Source organism: Burkholderia sp. AU15512, from assembly GCF_002223325.1.
Classification (GTDB): Bacteria; Pseudomonadota; Gammaproteobacteria; order Burkholderiales; family Burkholderiaceae; genus Burkholderia.
This window is the reverse complement of sequence record NZ_NKEX01000001.1, coordinates 54,574-71,655: the sequence shown is the minus strand read 5'-3', so window position 1 is coordinate 71,655 and position 17,082 is coordinate 54,574. Positions and strand designations below refer to the sequence as shown.

General features: G+C 66.7%; 17 protein-coding genes. 6 read left to right on the top strand and 11 right to left on the bottom strand.

All coding sequences use genetic code 11. The annotated features are described in order from the left end of the window. Positions 1 to 21: 21 nt before the first annotated feature. From CFB43_RS00365 to CFB43_RS00355, 3 genes are all read right to left on the bottom strand, one after another. On the bottom strand, positions 22 to 777 hold the full coding sequence (locus CFB43_RS00365) for an ABC transporter ATP-binding protein (protein ID WP_089493805.1): 756 nt from the start codon (positions 775 to 777) through the stop codon (positions 22 to 24). Beyond that, positions 774 to 1,553 (bottom strand): ABC transporter ATP-binding protein, encoded by a 780-nt coding sequence (locus CFB43_RS00360; protein WP_021160426.1) that lies wholly within the window; start codon positions 1,551 to 1,553, stop codon positions 774 to 776. Before CFB43_RS00360 ends, CFB43_RS00365 begins: the two co-directional genes overlap by 4 nt. A 468-nt stretch (positions 1,554 to 2,021) precedes the next feature. Continuing rightward, positions 2,022 to 3,707, bottom strand: a complete 1,686-nt coding sequence (locus tag CFB43_RS00355) for a GMC family oxidoreductase (RefSeq protein ID WP_089493804.1) — start codon at positions 3,705 to 3,707, stop codon at positions 2,022 to 2,024. 169 nt (positions 3,708 to 3,876) lie between these two features. Here CFB43_RS00355 and CFB43_RS00350 point away from each other — a divergent pair, with 169 nt between their 5' ends. Both CFB43_RS00350 and CFB43_RS00345 read left to right on the top strand, forming a co-directional pair. Then, a complete protein-coding gene (locus CFB43_RS00350; RefSeq protein ID WP_089424136.1) occupies positions 3,877 to 4,776 on the top strand; it encodes a LysR family transcriptional regulator in 900 nt (299 codons plus the stop codon). A gap of 229 nt (positions 4,777 to 5,005) precedes the next feature. After that, positions 5,006 to 5,539: a class IV adenylate cyclase gene (locus CFB43_RS00345; RefSeq protein ID WP_069246759.1), complete on the top strand. Its 534-nt coding sequence runs from the start codon at positions 5,006 to 5,008 to the stop codon at positions 5,537 to 5,539. A gap of 66 nt (positions 5,540 to 5,605) precedes the next feature. Here CFB43_RS00345 and CFB43_RS00340 read toward each other — a convergent pair whose 3' ends face one another. Then, positions 5,606 to 6,091: an Lrp/AsnC family transcriptional regulator gene (locus CFB43_RS00340; protein WP_006408082.1), complete on the bottom strand. Its 486-nt coding sequence runs from the start codon at positions 6,089 to 6,091 to the stop codon at positions 5,606 to 5,608. 139 nt (positions 6,092 to 6,230) lie between these two features. Between CFB43_RS00340 and phhA the strand changes: the two genes are divergently transcribed. Together phhA and CFB43_RS00330 are read left to right on the top strand one after the other, a co-directional pair. After that, positions 6,231 to 7,124, top strand: a complete 894-nt coding sequence (gene phhA / locus CFB43_RS00335) for a phenylalanine 4-monooxygenase (protein ID WP_089493938.1) — start codon at positions 6,231 to 6,233, stop codon at positions 7,122 to 7,124. Positions 7,125 to 7,299: 175 nt separating this feature from the next. Next, positions 7,300 to 7,608 (top strand): 4a-hydroxytetrahydrobiopterin dehydratase, encoded by a 309-nt coding sequence (locus CFB43_RS00330; RefSeq protein WP_011350499.1) that lies wholly within the window; start codon positions 7,300 to 7,302, stop codon positions 7,606 to 7,608. Between the two features lie 92 nt (positions 7,609 to 7,700). Here the strand turns inward: CFB43_RS00330 and CFB43_RS00325 are convergent, their stop codons facing one another. Beyond that, entirely contained in the window at positions 7,701 to 7,931 is a 231-nt protein-coding gene (locus tag CFB43_RS00325; protein ID WP_089438903.1) for a DUF3717 domain-containing protein, read from the bottom strand. 122 nt (positions 7,932 to 8,053) lie between these two features. Here CFB43_RS00325 and CFB43_RS00320 point away from each other — a divergent pair, with 122 nt between their 5' ends. Next, positions 8,054 to 8,746, top strand: a complete 693-nt coding sequence (locus tag CFB43_RS00320) for a response regulator (RefSeq protein ID WP_006401494.1) — start codon at positions 8,054 to 8,056, stop codon at positions 8,744 to 8,746. A 118-nt stretch (positions 8,747 to 8,864) separates the two neighbouring features. Further along, positions 8,865 to 10,349, top strand: coding sequence for a sensor histidine kinase (locus CFB43_RS00315; RefSeq protein WP_089424135.1), 1,485 nt, complete (start codon positions 8,865 to 8,867; stop codon positions 10,347 to 10,349). Between the two features lie 161 nt (positions 10,350 to 10,510). Here CFB43_RS00315 and CFB43_RS00310 read toward each other — a convergent pair whose 3' ends face one another. From CFB43_RS00310 to CFB43_RS00285, 6 genes are all read right to left on the bottom strand, one after another. Further along, on the bottom strand, positions 10,511 to 11,041 hold the full coding sequence (locus CFB43_RS00310) for an SET domain-containing protein (RefSeq protein WP_089424134.1): 531 nt from the start codon (positions 11,039 to 11,041) through the stop codon (positions 10,511 to 10,513). Between the two features lie 180 nt (positions 11,042 to 11,221). After that, positions 11,222 to 12,334, bottom strand: coding sequence for an NADH:flavin oxidoreductase/NADH oxidase (locus CFB43_RS00305; protein WP_089493803.1), 1,113 nt, complete (start codon positions 12,332 to 12,334; stop codon positions 11,222 to 11,224). A gap of 215 nt (positions 12,335 to 12,549) precedes the next feature. Then, positions 12,550 to 13,260, bottom strand: coding sequence for a glutamine amidotransferase (locus tag CFB43_RS00300; protein ID WP_089493937.1), 711 nt, complete (start codon positions 13,258 to 13,260; stop codon positions 12,550 to 12,552). Positions 13,261 to 13,288: 28 nt separating this feature from the next. Then, the gene (locus tag CFB43_RS00295) at positions 13,289 to 13,927 is read right to left on the bottom strand and encodes a MarR family winged helix-turn-helix transcriptional regulator (protein ID WP_027788730.1); all 639 of its coding nucleotides are present in this window, start codon (positions 13,925 to 13,927) and stop codon (positions 13,289 to 13,291) included. Positions 13,928 to 14,435: 508 nt separating this feature from the next. Continuing rightward, a complete protein-coding gene (locus tag CFB43_RS00290; protein WP_006490006.1) occupies positions 14,436 to 15,551 on the bottom strand; it encodes a YbdK family carboxylate-amine ligase in 1,116 nt (371 codons plus the stop codon). Between the two features lie 14 nt (positions 15,552 to 15,565). Then, positions 15,566 to 16,780: a cation:proton antiporter gene (locus CFB43_RS00285; RefSeq protein ID WP_089424132.1), complete on the bottom strand. Its 1,215-nt coding sequence runs from the start codon at positions 16,778 to 16,780 to the stop codon at positions 15,566 to 15,568. Between the last annotated feature and the right edge of the window lie 302 nt (positions 16,781 to 17,082).

The window sequence follows — 17,082 nt, the reverse complement described above, 5'->3', positions numbered from 1 at the left end:
GGCAAGGGAAACGGGGCGGCGTCACACCCCCAGCAGGTCGTGCAGGGTCGGCATCTTGCTTTCCAGTTCGGCCGCCTGGAAATGCTCGACGATGCTGCCGTGCTCCATCACGTAGAACCGGTCGGCGAGCGGCGCGGCGAAGCGGAAATTCTGTTCGACCATCACGATCGTGTAGCCGCGCGCCTTCAGCGCGACGATCATCCGCGCGAGCGCCTGCACGATCACCGGTGCCAGGCCTTCGGAGATCTCGTCGAGCAGCAGCAGGTTCGCGCCGGTGCGCAGGATCCGCGCGACCGCGAGCATCTGCTGCTCGCCGCCCGACAGCCGCGTGCCCTGGCTCTGCCGGCGCGACGCGAGATTCGGGAACATCGCGTAGATCTCGTCGATCGGCATCGCGTGCTCGCGCGGCCCGATCAGCGGCGGCAGCATCAGGTTCTCCTCGCACGACAGGCTCGAGAAGATCCCGCGCTCCTCCGGGCAGTAGCCGATGCCGTAATGCGCGATGCGGTGCGTCGGGAGGCCGATCGTCTCGTTGCCCGCGACCTTGATCGACCCGCTGCGGCGGCCCGTCAGGCCCATGATCGCGCGCAGCGTCGTCGTGCGGCCCGCGCCGTTGCGGCCGAGCAGCGTGACGACTTCACCGCGGTGCACCGTCAGGTCGACACCGTGCAATATGTGGGATTCCCCGTACCAGGCCTCCAGGCCCGTGATCTCCAGCGCGGGCGTACCGCTTTCGACGCCGCTCAATTCGCGTTCCTCCCGTTCGCTGTGCTTCATGCGTGCGCCCCCGCGAGCGCCGCGTCGGCACTGCCCATGTAGGCCTCGATGACGAGCGGATTCTTCGACACTTCCGCATACGAGCCTTCGGCCAGCACCTCGCCGCGTTGCAGGACGGTGATCGTGTCGGAGATGCCCGCGATCACGTTCATGTTGTGCTCGACCATCAGGATCGTGCGGCCGCTCGCGACCTTCTTGATCAGCGCGGTCACGCGATCGACGTCCTCGTGGCCCATCCCCTGCGTGGGCTCGTCGAGCAGCATCAGTTCGGGCTCCATCGCGAGCGTGGTCGCGATCTCCAGCGCGCGCTTGCGGCCGTACGCGAGCTCGACGGTCGGCACCTGCGCGAAATCGGTGAGGCCGACCTGCGTGAGCAGGTCCATCGCGCGATCGTCGAGCCGCTTCAGCGTGCGTTCGCTGCGCCAGAAATGGAATTCGGTGCCGAGCGCGCGCTGCAGGCCAATGCGCACGTTCTGCAGCGCGGTCAGGTGCGGGAACACCGCCGAGATCTGGAACGAGCGGATGATGCCGCGCCGCGCGACCTGCGCAGGCCGCTCGTCGGTGATGTCGATGCCATTGAAGACGATCTGGCCGGCCGTCGGCGTCAGGAATTTGGTGAGGAGGTTGAAGCAGGTGGTCTTGCCCGCGCCGTTCGGTCCGATCAGCGCATGGATCGCACCGCGACGCACACGCAGGTTCACGCCGTTGACGGCCGTGAAACCCCTGAATTCCTTGGTCAGTCCGCGTGTTTCCAGAATCGTGTCGCCGAGAATCATGTTCCCTTCCGTACGAAGTCAGGCGAAGCACCGGGAAGATTCGCGAGAAGCGTCCGCGAAACAGGTCAGCGGATGAGCGGGCTGCCCCGGGCGCCGTGTTACGCCTCGAGGGTGGTCTCCCGCGCCGACGCGTATGCACACTGCGCCACATTGTCTCGCCGTTGGTGCAGTGCAATCATCGGGATTTGCACTTATAGGGCTGACGCCCTGTCGCACGCGGCTGTGCACGGTTTTGCACGCCGTTTTTTTGACACGTGCATCATCGACCGTTGCCCTCCTCCCGGCCCCGGCAGGCACGCAACAAAAAGGCCGTGCGACGGCACGGCTTGCATGGATCTTGCCGGATGAACCGGCGTGATTCGCTGCTATCGCCACCATCGGCACCGCTGCTGCAACAGCAGCTTGTTTCGCAGATCGAATCAGCGGGCGTCATCATGACGGCCCGCTGTCGTGCGTGTCAGCGTTCCGTCACGCGGCTGTCACCGCCTGCTCCGTGTGCACCGGTGTCGCTTCGCGCGCCGCACGGCGATCGGCACGAATCATGTCGCTCGCACGCTCGGCGATCATCAGTGTCGGCGAATTGGTGTTGCCCGATGTAATGAACGGCATCACCGATGCATCGACGATTCGCAGCCCGGCGATGCCGCGTACGCGCAGCCGGCTATCGACCACCGCGCGCTCATCGTCGGCACGCCCCATCCGGCAGGTGCCGACCGGATGGAAGATCGTCGTGCCGACGGCGCCGGCCGCCTCGATCAGCTCGGCTTCGCTTCGATACTGCAGGCCCGGCAGGATTTCCTCGGGCCGATAGCGCGCGAGCGCCGGCGCGGACGCGATCCGGCGCGTGAGCCGCAGCGCGTTCGCGGCGACGTGGCGATCGTGATCGGTCGACAGATAGTTCGGTGCGATCGCGGGCGCCGCGCCCGGATCGGCGCTCGCGATATGCACGCTGCCGCGCGACGTCGGCCGCAGATGGCACACGGACGCCGTGAACGCGTTGAAGCTGTGCAGCGGCTCGCCGAAGCGCTCGAGCGACAACGGCTGCACGTGGTATTCGAGATCGGGGCGCGTGAGCGCGGGATCGTCGGGATCGGATTTTGCGAACGCGCCGAGCTGCGACGGCGCCATCGACATCGGCCCGCGCTGCAGCAACGCATATTCCGCGCCGATCATCAGCTTGCCCCACCAGTGCGCGGACAGCGTGTTGAGCGTGCGCACGCCTTCGACGCGAAACGCCATCCGCAATTGCAGGTGATCCTGCAGGTTTTCGCCGACGCCCGGCAGATCGTGCACGACGTCGATGCCGAGCGCCTGCAGCCGCCGGCCATCGCCGACACCCGACAGTTCGAGCAACTGCGGCGAATTCACCGCGCCGGACGTCAGCAGCACCTCCGAACGCGCCCGCGCGACGTAATCGGTGCCGCCGCCGTGGTATTCGACGCCGGCCGCGCGCCGACCGTCGAAGATCACGCGCTGCGCCTGCGCGCCGGTGATCACGGTCAGGTTCGGGCGCGCCATCGCGGGCCGCAGGAACGCCTTCGACGTATTCCAGCGCACGCCGCGCTTCTGGTTCACCTCGAAACAGCCGACCCCGGAATTGTCGCCGCGGTTGAAATCGTCGGTTGCCGGGATGCCTGTCTGCTGCGCGGCCTGCGCGAACGATTCGAGGATCTCCCAGCGCAGCCGCTGCTTCTCGACACGCCAGTAGCCGCCCGCGCCGTGCGCGTCGCTCGCGCCCGCATGGTGATCCTCGCTGCGCTTGAAGATCGGCAGCACGCTGTCCCACGACCAGCCGGCGTCGCCGGTTTCCTGCGCCCAGCTGTCGTAATCCTCGCGCTGGCCGCGCATGTAGATCATCCCGTTGATCGACGAGCAGCCGCCGAGCACCCGGCCGCGCGGGTATGACAGCGCCCGCCCGTTGAGCGCGGCTTCGGGTTGCGTCTTGTACAGCCAGTCGGTGCGCGGGTTGCCGATGCAATACAGATAGCCGACCGGGATGTGGATCCAGTGATAGTCGTCCTTGCCGCCCGCTTCGAGCAGCAGCACGTGGATATCGGGATCCTCGGTCAGGCGGTTCGCGAGCACGCAGCCCGCGGTGCCCGCGCCGACGATCACGTAATCGAATTCGCCTTCTAGCGTGCGTTGGGTAGTCACGGTTTGTCTCCTGTCACGCGGGGCAACGCCGCGCGTCGTTTTCAGCATAGTGCGTCGCGAACCGCGCTTGCGGCCCCGCGCCACGACCGATGAAGCGTACTCCGGCCGCCGGCCGCCGATCCAATGAGTTATGCTGAACTGCGTTATAAGCCGCGCTCATATCACGACGATGGATCTCACCCTGCTGCGCGCGTTCGCGACGGTCGCGCGCGAAGGCAACCTGACGCGCGCCGCCGCGCAGCTGCACCTGACGCAGCCGGCGGTCAGCCTGCAGATCAAGCATCTGCAGGAAACGCTCGGCGTCACGTTGTTCACGCGCACGTCGCGCGGCCTCGCGCTCACGCGCGACGGCCAGACGCTGCTGCCGCATGCGGAACGCGCGCTCGCCGCGGCCGCCGACGTGCAGCGCGCCGCTGCTGCGCTGCGGCACGAGGTACGCGGCCGGCTGCGGATCGGCACGATCCTCGACCCGGGCTTCCTGCGGCTCGGCGGCTTCCTGCGCGCGCTCGTCGAAACGCATCCGCAGATCGAGACGGCGCTGCGGCACGGGATGTCGGGCTGGGTAATCGAACAGGTGCGCACGCAGGCGCTCGACGTCGGCTACTACATCGGCCGGCCGGGCGAGGACGATCCGCTCGACGGCGCACTGTTCCACACCGTCACGCTCACGCATTTCCAGTACCGCGTGCTTGCGCCGGCCGGCTGGAAGGAGCGCGTGCAGCGCGCACACGACTGGCGCGCGCTTGCCACGCTGCCGTGGATCTGGACGCCACCGGCGTCCGCGCACCACCGGCTGCTGTCGCGGCGCTTCGCGGAGGCCGGCGCGCAGCCGCTCAAGGTGGCCGAGGTCGACCAGGAGCAGTCGATGCTCGACCTCGTCAAATCGGGGATCGGATTGACGCTCGCGCGCGACTCGACCGCGCTGGCCGAAGCGCACGCGCATGCGCTGACGATCGTCGAGCCCGTGACGGTGCCGACCGAACTGACGTTCGTGACGCTCGCCGAGCGGCGCGACGAACCGGCGATCGCGGCCGCGCTGCGGCTGATCGAAGCGCAGTGGGCGATATGAGTGCCGCTGATAGCGCTGGGGCTGACCGCGCACCGGGCGTCAACGCCTGACACGTCGTCGGTCGGCGACCGTGCGGGCCCTCACGCGCGCGGGAATGGGGAAATCACGGGAGCCGAACCTCCCGGCCGCGGCGTGTCGCCGCGTCCCGCCGGTCGTCACGCCACCTTCGCGGGCTTTTTGCTAGATTGTGCGTTCGCACACCGCGAGACCCCGATTGAAGGAGACCCGCATGGCCCGCAACATCGAGATCAAAGCCCGCGCCCGCGAATTCGACCAGCTGCGCGAACAGGCGGCCAGGCTCGCGACCGAAGCGCCGCTGTTCTATCGCCAGCAGGATTTCTTCTATGACGTGCCGCGCGGCCGGCTCAAGCTGCGCCGCTTCGAGGATGGCACGCCGGCCGAACTGATCTTCTACCAGCGCGACGACCGCGACGGCCCGAAGGCGTCGTACTACACGCGCAGCCCGGTGACGAACCCCGACGCGATGCACGCGCTGCTCGCCACCGCGCTGACCACGCGCGGCATCGTGACGAAGGAGCGGCACGTGTACCTCGCGGGCCGCACGCGCATCCACCTCGACCGCGTCGACGGCCTCGGCGATTTCATCGAACTGGAAGTCGTGCTCGGCCCCGATGACGACGAAGCCGGCGGCGAAGCCGAAGCACACGACGTGTTCGCGAAGCTCGGCGTGTCGCAGGATGACCTCGTCGCCGTCGCGTATGTCGACCTGCTGAACGCCGACACGCCGCACGAAGCGGCCTGATCCGGCCCTGCCCCGAGGCGACGCAACCCGCGCCGCCTTCACCCTTGCCGCCGCGCGGTGGCCGCGTCAGGCGGCGCCGGGCGCCAGGTGCGCGAGCGGCAGCGCGCCGTTGCGCTTGAAGGTCGTCAGCACGATGTTCGAGCGCACGCTGTCGACACCCGGCACGCGCATCAGCTTCTTCATCACGAACTGCGACAGCGCGTTCAGGTCGGGCGCGACGATCCGCAGCAGATAGTCGGCATCGCCCACCACCGCATGGCATTCGAGTACCTCGGGCAGCACGTCGATCTGCTGCTGGAACTGCTCGATGATCGAGTCGCCGTGGTGCTTGAGCTTGAGGCTCGTGAACGCGGTGACGCCGAGCCCGAGCTTTTCCGGGCGCAACATCACGCGGTAGCCTTCGATCACGCCGGCCGCCTCGAGCCGCTGCAGCCGCCGGCCGATCTGCGACGGCGACAGCGGCACCTCCTCGCCGAGCTGCTGATGCGTCGCGCGGCCGAAGCGCTGCAGCACGTCCAGCAGCGCGAGATCGAAGTGATCGAGTTCCAGCATGAGCATTCTCCGCATTGATTCGTGATTCGATGCGCGATTATCGCATCATCGAGCAAATGAACGCCAACTATGCGCCCATTCCGCGCGCAGCCCGCTCTACACTTGCATGGTTCCCAACCGCCACGTGCAGAGCCAGATCATGTCCACCGTCGTCACCGCGAAACTGCAAGAGCAGTTCGATGCGGGCCTCGAAACCCGCGCCGATTTCACCATCGACCAGCCGCTCGCGCGTTACGGCCAGGTCGACCACGCGGTGTGGAAGCAGCTCTATGCACGCCAGTCGGCGCTGCTGCGCGGGCGCGCCTGCGACGCGTTCGTCGCGGGGCTCGGGAAGATCGACCTGCCGGCCGATCGCGTGCCGTCGTTCGCCGACGTGAACCGCCAGTTGAAGCCGGCAACGGGCTGGCAGATCGTCGCGGTGCCGGGCCTCGTGCCCGACCGCGTGTTCTTCGAGCATCTCGCGAACCGGCGCTTCCCCGTCACCTGGTGGATGCGCCGTCCCGACCAGCTCGACTACCTGCAGGAACCCGACTGCTTCCACGACCTGTTCGGCCACGTGCCGCTGCTGATCGATCCGGTGTTCGCCGACTACATGCAGGCGTACGGCCGCACCGCGCTCGCGGTCGCCGACGATGAAGCGGCGCTGGCGCGCCTCGCGCGGCTCTACTGGTATACGGTGGAATTCGGGCTGATCCGCGATGCGCGCGGCACGAACGGGCTGTCGATCTATGGCGCCGGGATCGTGTCGAGCAAGGGCGAAAGCCTGTACAGCCTCGAAAGCGTGGCGCCGAACCGGCTCGGCTTCGACCTCGAGCGCGTGATGCGCACGAAGTACCGGATCGACACGTTCCAGAAGACCTACTTCGTGATCGACGATTTCGAGCAGCTGTTCACGCTCGCCGACGTCGACGGCCGTGCGCTGGCCGACCGGCTGGCGGCGCTGCCGGAGTTCGCGGCCGGCGCGGTGCTCGCGACCGATCGCGTGCTGCATCGCGGCACGGGCGACGGCTGGCCCGACGACGCGGACGCGTGACGCTCGAGGGGGCCGGGACGCACCGCTGGCGGTCTCCCGATGGCCGTCCCCGGATGGCCGTCCCCGGATGCCCGTCGCCGGATGGCCGTCCCACAACTATGAAACAATGACCGATGCCGGCTGCGCCGCGCGGCGCAGCCGCGCGCGGGCGCCGTTACCGACCGAGAGGTGCAAGATGATCCACAAGCTCACATCAGAAGAACGCAAGACCCGGCTCGAAGGCCTGCCGCTCTGGACGGCCGTCCCGGGCCGCGATGCGATCCAGCGCAGCCTGCGCTTCGCCGATTTCAACGAAGCGTTCGGCTTCATGACGCGCGTCGCGATCAAGGCGCAGGAAATGAACCACCATCCGGAATGGTTCAACGTGTACAACCGCGTCGACATCACGCTGTCGACCCACGATGCCGACGGCCTGACCGAACGCGACATCGAACTGGCGCTGTTCATCGACCGTGCCGGCGCGCACGCGCAACCGGCCGCCTGAGGCCTTCCTCTACCGCCGCGCGTCTTTCGATGCGCGGCGCGTCAACTTTTCATTTCGATGAACGTTTTCTAGGATGTAGTCAGCGAAAGCCTTCAGCTTTCCAAGCCATCCTTAAGGCGCACGTAAGTCTCGTACGCATTCCGTGCCTTGGGGTCCAATCCTTCCAGTTGTAGCGCGCTTTGGCGCTGTACAATCAGCAGCGCATACGGCTTGGAAAGCGCGCTGGCCTCTTCGCAGAGTTTGAGTTCGTCGCCGCTCGACGGCGAGCGGGCGCGCCAGAAATTGATCGCGGCTTCTAGGTCGTTGATCGAAATATCGGACATGTTTGGATTTAAACGTTCGCTGGCCGCCATGCTTGATGTCAGGTGTTGCGGCGCCCCTGTGGAAACGGCGTCGTGCTGTCCGCGTGCCTGAACCGCCAACCCATTGTACTTGAGCGAACTTCATGCGACTCCTTCTGATCGAAGACGACCGCCCCATCGCACGCGGTATCCAGAGCAGCCTCGAGCAGGCTGGCTTCACCGTCGACATGGTGCATGACGGCATCTTTGCCGAACAGGCGCTGGCACAGAACCGCCACGAACTCGTGATCCTCGACCTCGGCCTGCCGGGCATCGACGGGATGACGCTGCTCACGCGCTTTCGCCAGACCAACCGCCACACGCCCGTCATCGTGCTGACCGCACGCGACGAGCTGAACGACCGGATCCAGGGCCTGAACTCCGGCGCCGACGACTACATGCTCAAGCCGTTCGAACCGGCCGAGCTCGAAGCGCGCATCCGTGCGGTGATGCGCCGCAGCGGCCCGCACAGCGACATGCCGCGTCCGGAAGTGTCGCTCGGTGGCGTCCGCCTGTCGGGTGTCGACCGTCGCATCTTCAACGACGACAAGCCGCTCGAACTGTCGCCGCGTGAATTCGCGGTGCTCGAGATGCTGCTGCTGCGTCACGGCCGCGTGGTCAGCAAGGCGCAGCTGCAGGATCACCTCACGCACTTCGGCGGCGATCTCGGCGACACCGCGATCGAAGTCTACGTCCACCGCGTGCGCAAGAAACTCGAGCAGTGCCGTGTCGAAATCGTCACGGTGCGCGGCTTCGGCTACCTGCTGCAGGAAATCCGCCAGACGGCGAGCGTCTGAGCGGCACCGCACGCCGGGCGGCCGCGTGCCGCCCGCGTGTGCGCGCTGCTCCGCGTCGCCGCCCGGCGCACGACCGCGCCGCTCCTAGTGAGCGGCGCTTATCCATTTGCCCGTCGAAATGTCTCCTGATCCGGCTGTGACCACCAGCCTGCGCCGCTCGCTGCTACGGCGCCTCGCCGCCCCGCTGTCGATGCTCGCGCTGATGAGCGGCCTGATCGCCTACTGGCTCGCGTGGCAATACACGCAGCACGTGATCGACCGCTCGCTCGCCGATCTCGCGACCGCCATCTCCAAACAGATCCAGATCGCCGGCCCCGACGCGCCATTCACGGTGCCGCCGCTCGCGCAGGCGATGTTCTCCGATCCCGCCGAAGCGCTGATCTACCGGATCAGCGACGGCGAACAGGAACTCGCCGGCGATCCCAAGCTGCCGCTGCAGGGGATCAACGTGCGTCGCATGCACCACGCGTACGTGTTCGAGGCCGAATACGACAACCGCGCGGTGCGGGTGGCGCAGGTGCGCGTCGACGACGTCGAAGGCGGCAAGCCGATGGTCGTCGAGGTCGCGCAGCCGGTGCGGCACCGCTACCGGATCGCGGCCGAATTCCTCGTCGCGATCATGATGCCGCTGCTGCTGCTGCTGCTCGCGGGCTGGGGCATCGTATGGCGCGTCGTCAACCAGCAGCTCGGCCCGCTCACGCACCTGGCCGATTCGCTGAACCGGCAGACCCACACGTCGCTGGAACCGGTCGACGAAACCGAGGTGCCGCTGGAAATCCGGCCGCTGACGAGCGCGATGAACGCGCTGCTCGGCCGCCTGAAGACCGCGCTCGACGCGCAGCGCAAGTTCATCGCCGATGCCGCGCACCAGTTGCGCACGCCGCTCACCGCCGTGAAGCTGCACGCGGAGCAGGCAGCCGTCGCGCGCGACCCGCACCAGACCTTCGCCGCGGTGCGCGAACTGCGCGCCGCCGCCGACCGCGCGGTGCGGCTGTCCAACCAGTTGCTGTCGCTCGCCCGTGCGGAGCCAGGCGAACAGGCCGCACGATTCGTCGACGTCGACCTCGCGGCGATGGCGTTCGAGACGGGTGCCGAGTGGGTGCCGCGCGCGCTTGCGTCGCATGTCGACCTCGGCTTCCAGCGCACCGACGATCCGGGTGACGACGAGAAGCTGGTCGTGCGCGGCAACCCGGTGCTGTTGCGCGAGGTGATCGCGAACCTGCTCGACAATGCGCTGAAGTACGTGCCGCTCGCGCGGCCGGACGGCGCACGGATCACGGTGAACGTCGCGCGTGGCGCACTCGAGGACGGTCAGCCGGCCGCCGAGATCGTCGTCGAGGACAACGGCCCCGGCGTGCCCGCCAACCAGCAGGCCGACCTGTTCAAGCGCTTCTTCCGCGGCGACGCGCAAAGCGGCAACGGTGTCGAGACGGGCGCCGGGCTCGGCCTCGCGATCGTGCACGACATCATCGCGATGCACGGCGGCACCGTCTCATACGAGGATGCATCGGAAGGCGGCTCGCGCTTCGTAGTGAGGGTGCCGCTGGTTGCGCACACCGAGAAGCCGGCCAGCGAAACACCGGCCGCCGCGTCGACGCACTGAGGAACTGAGGAACTGAGAGACTCGCGGCGGGCGGCCGCTGATTGGGCCGCGCGCCGGATGAGGAAGGCGGAAAGCACGGCTGCACGATGCGGCAGCCGTTTGCTGCAACGGCAACGGCAGCGGCAGCGGCAGCGGCAGCGCACGATGCGCCGCCGCCAGCATCACTTCTTGCTTTTCTTGTCCTTCGACCGGGACTCGGACTTGCCGTCCTTCTTGTCCTTCTTCTTTTTCTTCTTGCCGCCCTCGTCGGACGTCGCGAGCAGCGTGCCGCGGCACGACGCCGCGCCGCAATGGCACGCGTACTCGCGCTTGAGCGTCTTCGTCAGCTTCGCGTCGATCACGAGGCCGTAGTCGTAGAACAATTCCTCTTCCGGCCCGATGTCGCGCAGCGCGTGGATGTACACGCGGCCTTTGACTTCCTCGGCTTCGCAGTTCGGCGCGCACGAGTGGTTGATCCAGCGCGCGCTGTTGCCGTCGATCTTGCCGTCGATCACCCCGCCCTCGTCCAGTGCGAAGTAAAACGTATGGTTCGGTTCGCTCGGGTCGTGCGGGTGGCGGCGCAGCGCTTCCTTCCACGAAATTCGCTCGCCCTTGTATTCCACTACGCGCTCGCCGGCCTTGATCGGCGCCACGGCGAACACGCCCTTGCCGTGTACTCCCGAGCGGCGCACCGCGATCCTGCGTGAACTCATCGAACGAATCCTTGTGAAGACGACTTGAATGGAAGACGGCCGTGGTCACGGCCTGGCGTCGCGCAAAACGAAAACGCGGCACCGGTGGGTGCCGCGTCGGGGCATGCGGCGAATCACCCGCATCCTACACGTTCACGATTGCTTCGTTCAACATCACACGCAATATTGCGCGCGCGGCGCTCAACGCTGGCCGAATGCGATGTCGCCGAACAACGCCTTGTGCTCGCGCGGCTGCGAGCGCCAGTATTGCGGCGGCGCCGTCACCTGCGCGCCGAGCTCGGCCGCCGCATGCCACGGCCAGCGCGGGTCGTACAGCATCGCACGCGCCATCGCGACGAAATCGGCATCGCCGGCCTCGATGAGCCGGTTCGCATGCGCGGGCTCGTTGATCAGGCCGACGGCGATCGTCGGCATGCCGACCGCGCGCTTCACCGCCTGTGCGAACGGCACCTGGTAGCCGGGCGACAGCGGAATCTTCTGCAGCGGCGACACGCCGCCGGACGACACGTCGATCCAGTCGCAGCCGCGGCGCTTCAGTTCGTGCGCGAACGCGATCGTATCGTCGAGCTCCCAGCCGCCTTCGACCCAGTCGGTCGCGGACACGCGCACACCGACCGGCCGGTCTTCCGGAAACGCCGCGCGCACGATCTCGAAGATCTCGAGCGGAAAGCGCATGCGGTTTTCGAGCGAGCCGCCGTATTCGTCGGTGCGCTGGTTCGCGAGCGGCGACAGGAACTGGTGCAGCAGGTAGCCGTGGGCCGCGTGCACCTCGATCGCGTCGATGCCGAGCCGTGCGGCCCGCTTCGCCGACGCCGCGAACGCTTCGCGGATCCGGTTCAGGCCCGCGGCATCGAGTGCGAGCGGCGGCGTCTCGCCATCCTTGTGCGGCACGGCAGACGGCGCATGCGGCAACCAGCCGCCGTCGGCGACGGACACGAGCTGACCGCCCTGCCACGGCACGTTGCTCGACGCCTTGCGCCCCGCATGCGACAACTGCATCGCGATACGGACCGGCGAATGCTTGCGGATCGCGGCCAGCACGGGCTTCAACGCGGCTTCGGTCGCGTCGTCCCAGAGGCCGAGGTCGCCATGCGTGATGCGCCCGTCGGGTTCCACCGCGGTCGCCTCGATGCAGAGCAGCCCCGCGCCCGACAGCGCGAGATGGCCGAGGTGAATCATGTGCCAGTCGGTCGCTTCACCGCGTTCGGCCGAATACTGGCACATCGGGGAGATCACGATCCGGTTCGGAAGGGTCACGCCGCGCAGCGTGAACGGGGAAAACAGCGCAGTCATGGAAGCCGCTCGCCAGGAAGGGAAAGAGCGAACGAGCGTAGCACGCAGGCGACAAGCGTGCAGATGGCGCGTTCGGAAGTAAGCGGATGGTCAGGTACGGCGCGCGGCAGGTTGCCGGCAATGGAGAAAAGGCGGCGCATACGGCGACCCGCCGGCCTGCAACACATGCGGGCCGGGCATCCTCTTCGCGGCAAGCGGCGGCGCCGCTGGCGGCGTCATAGTCCGACGCTGTCGAGCCACTCCGCGAACATGCGTCGCGCGGCCGCCTCGAGCGCGGGGCCGTGTTGAGCGGTATCGGCGCGCAACTGGCGCGCGTCGATACCGGGCGTCGCCGCGATTTCGCCGGCGTTCGCGATCAGCCACGGTTCGAAACGGTCGGCGCGGATTTCCGGATGGCATTGCAGCGCCAGCACGTGCCGGCCCCATGCGAATGCCTGGTGACGGCAGGCCGGGGTCGAGGCAAGATGAATCGCCCCGCCCGGCAAGTCGAACGTGTCGCCATGCCAGTGCAGCATCGACGTCGCCGCACCATCGAGATGACGCAGCGGCGATGCGCGACCGGCATCGGTGAGCGTCAGCGGCGTCCAGCCGAGTTCGTGCTGGGCAGCCGGATAGACGCGCGCCCCGAGCGCACGGGCGATGAACTGCGAACCGAGACAGATCCCGAGGATCGGCAACCCGGCGTCGATGCGCTTGCGCACGAGCGCCGCGAGCGGCGCGATCGTCGGATACTGCGCATCGTCGTACACGCTGAGCGGCCCGCCGAGCACGACGAGGAGCGACGGCTCGAGCACGTCGAGCACTTCGACCCGCGACGACCCGACGTCGACGTAGCGCACCCGCCGGCCCCGTTCGCCGAGCACCTGCTCGAAGCTACCGAGATCCTCGAAATGCACGTGGCGGATCGCCACGACTTCAGCGTTCATCATCGGCCTCCCGGTCGATCGACGGACGTCAGCCGGCGAAAATCTTCCAGGTCTTCTTCTGCGTCGCCGCGTCGGCCTCTTCCTGCACCGAGCAGTCGAGACGCAGATCGCTGTCGGACATCGAGATGTCGAGCGCCGCGCAGTGATGCACGGTCTTCTTCGACAGCTTGCCCGGCTGGAAGTGAGCGCACGTCAGGCACATGCGCTGCGGCGGCGTCGCACCGGCCACCTGCAGTTCGCGCAGCGTCTTCAGCAGCGCGCGATACAGTGCGCCCTGCTCGTCCGCGCCGAGCTTGCCGACCGCTTTCGTCAGGAATTCAGGCCATTGCAGCGCCTTCTTCGCGGCCGTCCGGCCACGGGCCGACAGGCGCACGGCCAGTGCGCGGCCGTCGTCCAGCGCACGGCGCTTCTCGACGAGACCCTTCGTTTCGAGCGTGCTCACCGCATCGCTCGTGGTCGCCGCGGTCAGCTGCGTCTCGCGCGCGATCTCGCCGAGCCGCATCGGGCCCTTGCGCTGCAGCAGCAGCACGAGAATCTCGCCCTGCGTCGGCGTGAGGCCTGCGCCTTCCGCCCAATCCCATGCCTGGCTTCGCATGGCCGTACTCAACCGCAGCAGGCTGTGGGTCACACGTCCCGAAGCCTGATTCCCGTAAACGCCTTCGCTCATAGTCTTTTCGCTTTGCCGCCGCCCGGTTTGCCGAGCGGCCGTGGTGTGGAGATCGAATGTCTATCTCAAAACAGACATGCTCTTGCGAGTATGTCAGCACGGCCGTCGCGAGGGCACACGCGGCGGTCGCGTTCGCGGCGACCGGTAAGACACTCGACGTTCCGGTGTCCGCAAAGCCGACATTCTAAGCGAGAGCGGAAAATCGCACAGCTAAGTTATCCCCTTCATTCTGTGGAAAATCACTGGATAACCAAGATTTTTCGTTGTGCCAGCAATGTCGAACGACCGCCAAGCGGTGCGCCGGGGCATTTTCCTGTTCGGATCGGCCATCGGGTCAACCGCAATGATCCACCGGGTTATCCCGTGCACAGATCGTTGACTTTGCAGCGGAATATCAGGTTATCCACAGATTTTCAGGACAACCGGCAACGATTTCGGCGGCAATCGGGGCCGCCGGCCGTTCAGTGAATCGCGACTCGGTCGACCCCGTAATCTGCAAAACATTTTTTCACTCGCGCCAACGTAAGCACTGCTGGCGGACCGTCTCATTGAGCGATTTTTCCTGTTTGAAAACGGTTCTCAACCACGATGCGTCGTTCACGCGCGCCTTCGCGAGCGCGCCGATCTCGTCGAGCGCCGCGCGCGAACCGAGCGCGGCCGCATGCGGCGCGATCCGGTCGAGCGTGTCGAGGATGTCTTCGGCGATCGTGCGGCGCTCACCCGTCTGAGGATTCACGCAGGTGCCCTCGAGCCCGAAGCGGCACGCCTCGAAACGGTTGAACGTGTACACGAGGTAGTCGTCCTCGGACAGCTTCAGCGGCCGGTCGGTCAGCAGGTAGCGCGCGAGCGTCTGGATGTAGCAGGCGATCGCCGCCGCGCGGTCGACCGACAGCGGCGTGTCCATCACGCGCACCTCGATCGTCCCGTAGCCGGGCTTCGGCCGGATGTCCCAGTAGAAGTCCTTCATCGAGTTGACGACGCCGGTGTTCACCATCTTCGTGAAGTACTCCTCGAAGCTGTCCCAGGTCAGCACGAACGGCGCGCGGCCCGACAGCGGGAACGCGAACACCGAATTCAGGCGTGCCGAATGGAAGCCGGTGTCGACGTTCTGCACGAACGGCGACGACGCGGACAGCGCGATGAAGTGCGGAATGAAGCGCGACATCGAGTGCAGCAGGAACAGCGCGCTGTCCGGATCGGGGCAGCCGATGTGCACGTGCTGGCCGAACACGGTGAACTGCTTGGCGAGATAGCCGTACAGCTCGGAGATGTACTGGAAGCGCGGCGCATCGTAGATCTGCCGGTCGCTCCATTGCTGGAACGCATGCGTGCCGCCGCCGGCCAGCCCGACGTTGAGCTGGTCGGCCGCCTTCACGAGCACGTCGCGGATCGCATGCAGCTCGCTCACCGCCTGCTCGTGCGAATGGCAGATGCCGGTCGACAGCTCGATCATGCTCTCGGTGATTTCCGGCGTGATGTTGCCCGGGAAGGTCTCGCCCTGGATCAGGCGCATCAGGTCGGAGGCCGCTTTGGTCAGGTCGTAGTTGTGCGTGTTGACGACCTGGATCTCCAGTTCGACGCCGAACGTAAACGGCTCGGAATTGACGAAGGTTTCGAGTGCCATGGCAGGTTCCGGAATCAGTTGCCGTCGCTGCGTTCACCGACCGCCGACAGGCAGCGGTACACGATGAACGGGCTGACGAGCTGCAGGATCACGATCGTGCACATCACGATCGCGCGCAGGTGCGGGTCGAAATTCGGATAGAGCTGGTACGTGTCGTCGACGAGCAGGTACGACAGCGCGGACATCGGCGTGAGCGCGATGCCGAGCGCGACGCCCTGCTTCATGCCGATGCCGCTCGGCTTCGCGAACGCGACGACGCCGGCCAGCTTCGCAACGAGCCGCGTGACGATCAGCACGATCGCGAGCAGCCCGCCGAGCGCGATGTCGCCCCACGTGAACGACGTGAGCGTGAGCACGAACAGCGTCACCGTCAGCAGCCAGCCGGCCGTGCCGAAGTGCTCGGGCCACAGTTGCGGGCGCGCCTCGAGGTTCTTCACGATGATGCCCGCGAGCAGCAGCGTGAGCAGTGTCGACAGCTTCAGCGCCTGGGCGACGGCGATCGCGAGCATCACGAGCCCGAACAGCGCGACGAACGAATGCTCGTCGCGCATCGTCGCGGTCATGTGGCGGAACAGGTAGTTGCACGAACGCGCGACGACATACGCGACGATGAACGACCCCGCGAGCAGGTAGAGCGGCTGCAGGATCGTCGCGAAAACGTTGCCGTACGCTTCCTGGTGGAGCCAGCTCGTCACGAGCTTGGTCAGCACGATCGCATAGACGCTGTTGAGCGCGGTGAGCGTGATGAGGCGTTGCGACACCTGCCCTTCCGCGCGCAGTTCGGTCTTCAGCTGGATCACCATCGATGGCGACGTCGCGATCGCGATCGCCGACAGCACCAACGCGACCATCCCCGACACCCCGAGCGCGAGCATCACGAACAGCACCAGCACGAACGTCAGCGTGGCTTCGGCGAGGCTCGACGCGACGAGCCACGGATTGCGCCGGATCCAGCGCAGGTCGAGACGGCTGCCGAGCTCGAACAGCAAGAGGCCGAGCGCGACGTCGATCAGCAACCGCGAGGTTTCGTCGGTGCTTGCATCGATCACGCCGAAGCCGAACGACCCGGCGATGAGACCGATTACCGCATAGCCGGTGATGCGGGGCAGACGCCATGCGCGATAGCAAAGCTCGCCACACAGGCCGGCCGCGAACAACGCGAGCCCGGCCCAGAACACGGCATCCGGCGTGAGCGGCCAGTTGGGCAGGAATGAGAACGCCGACTTCATCGTGGTGACTTCTCCTTTGGAAGCGACCGCCAGCGACGCGGGGTCAAGCGTCAGAAATGGATGCGCGCCGGCTGGGTATCGCCCCGAATGTGATTGTTGTGTCGACGACGGCGGGACATGGGATCCGCCTTTTCCACCACAGGGCGGAAAGTCGTTCAGGTTGCCGATCTGGATTGTCGGCCTGGTGTGTGAACGGACTGCGCAGTCTCGAAGATTCAGATTCGAAATCGTGCCGACCGTTCCATTGAAGCATGTCCGGCGCCTGGCCGGATGAACGCGAAGGAAACCGATTGTGCCACAGC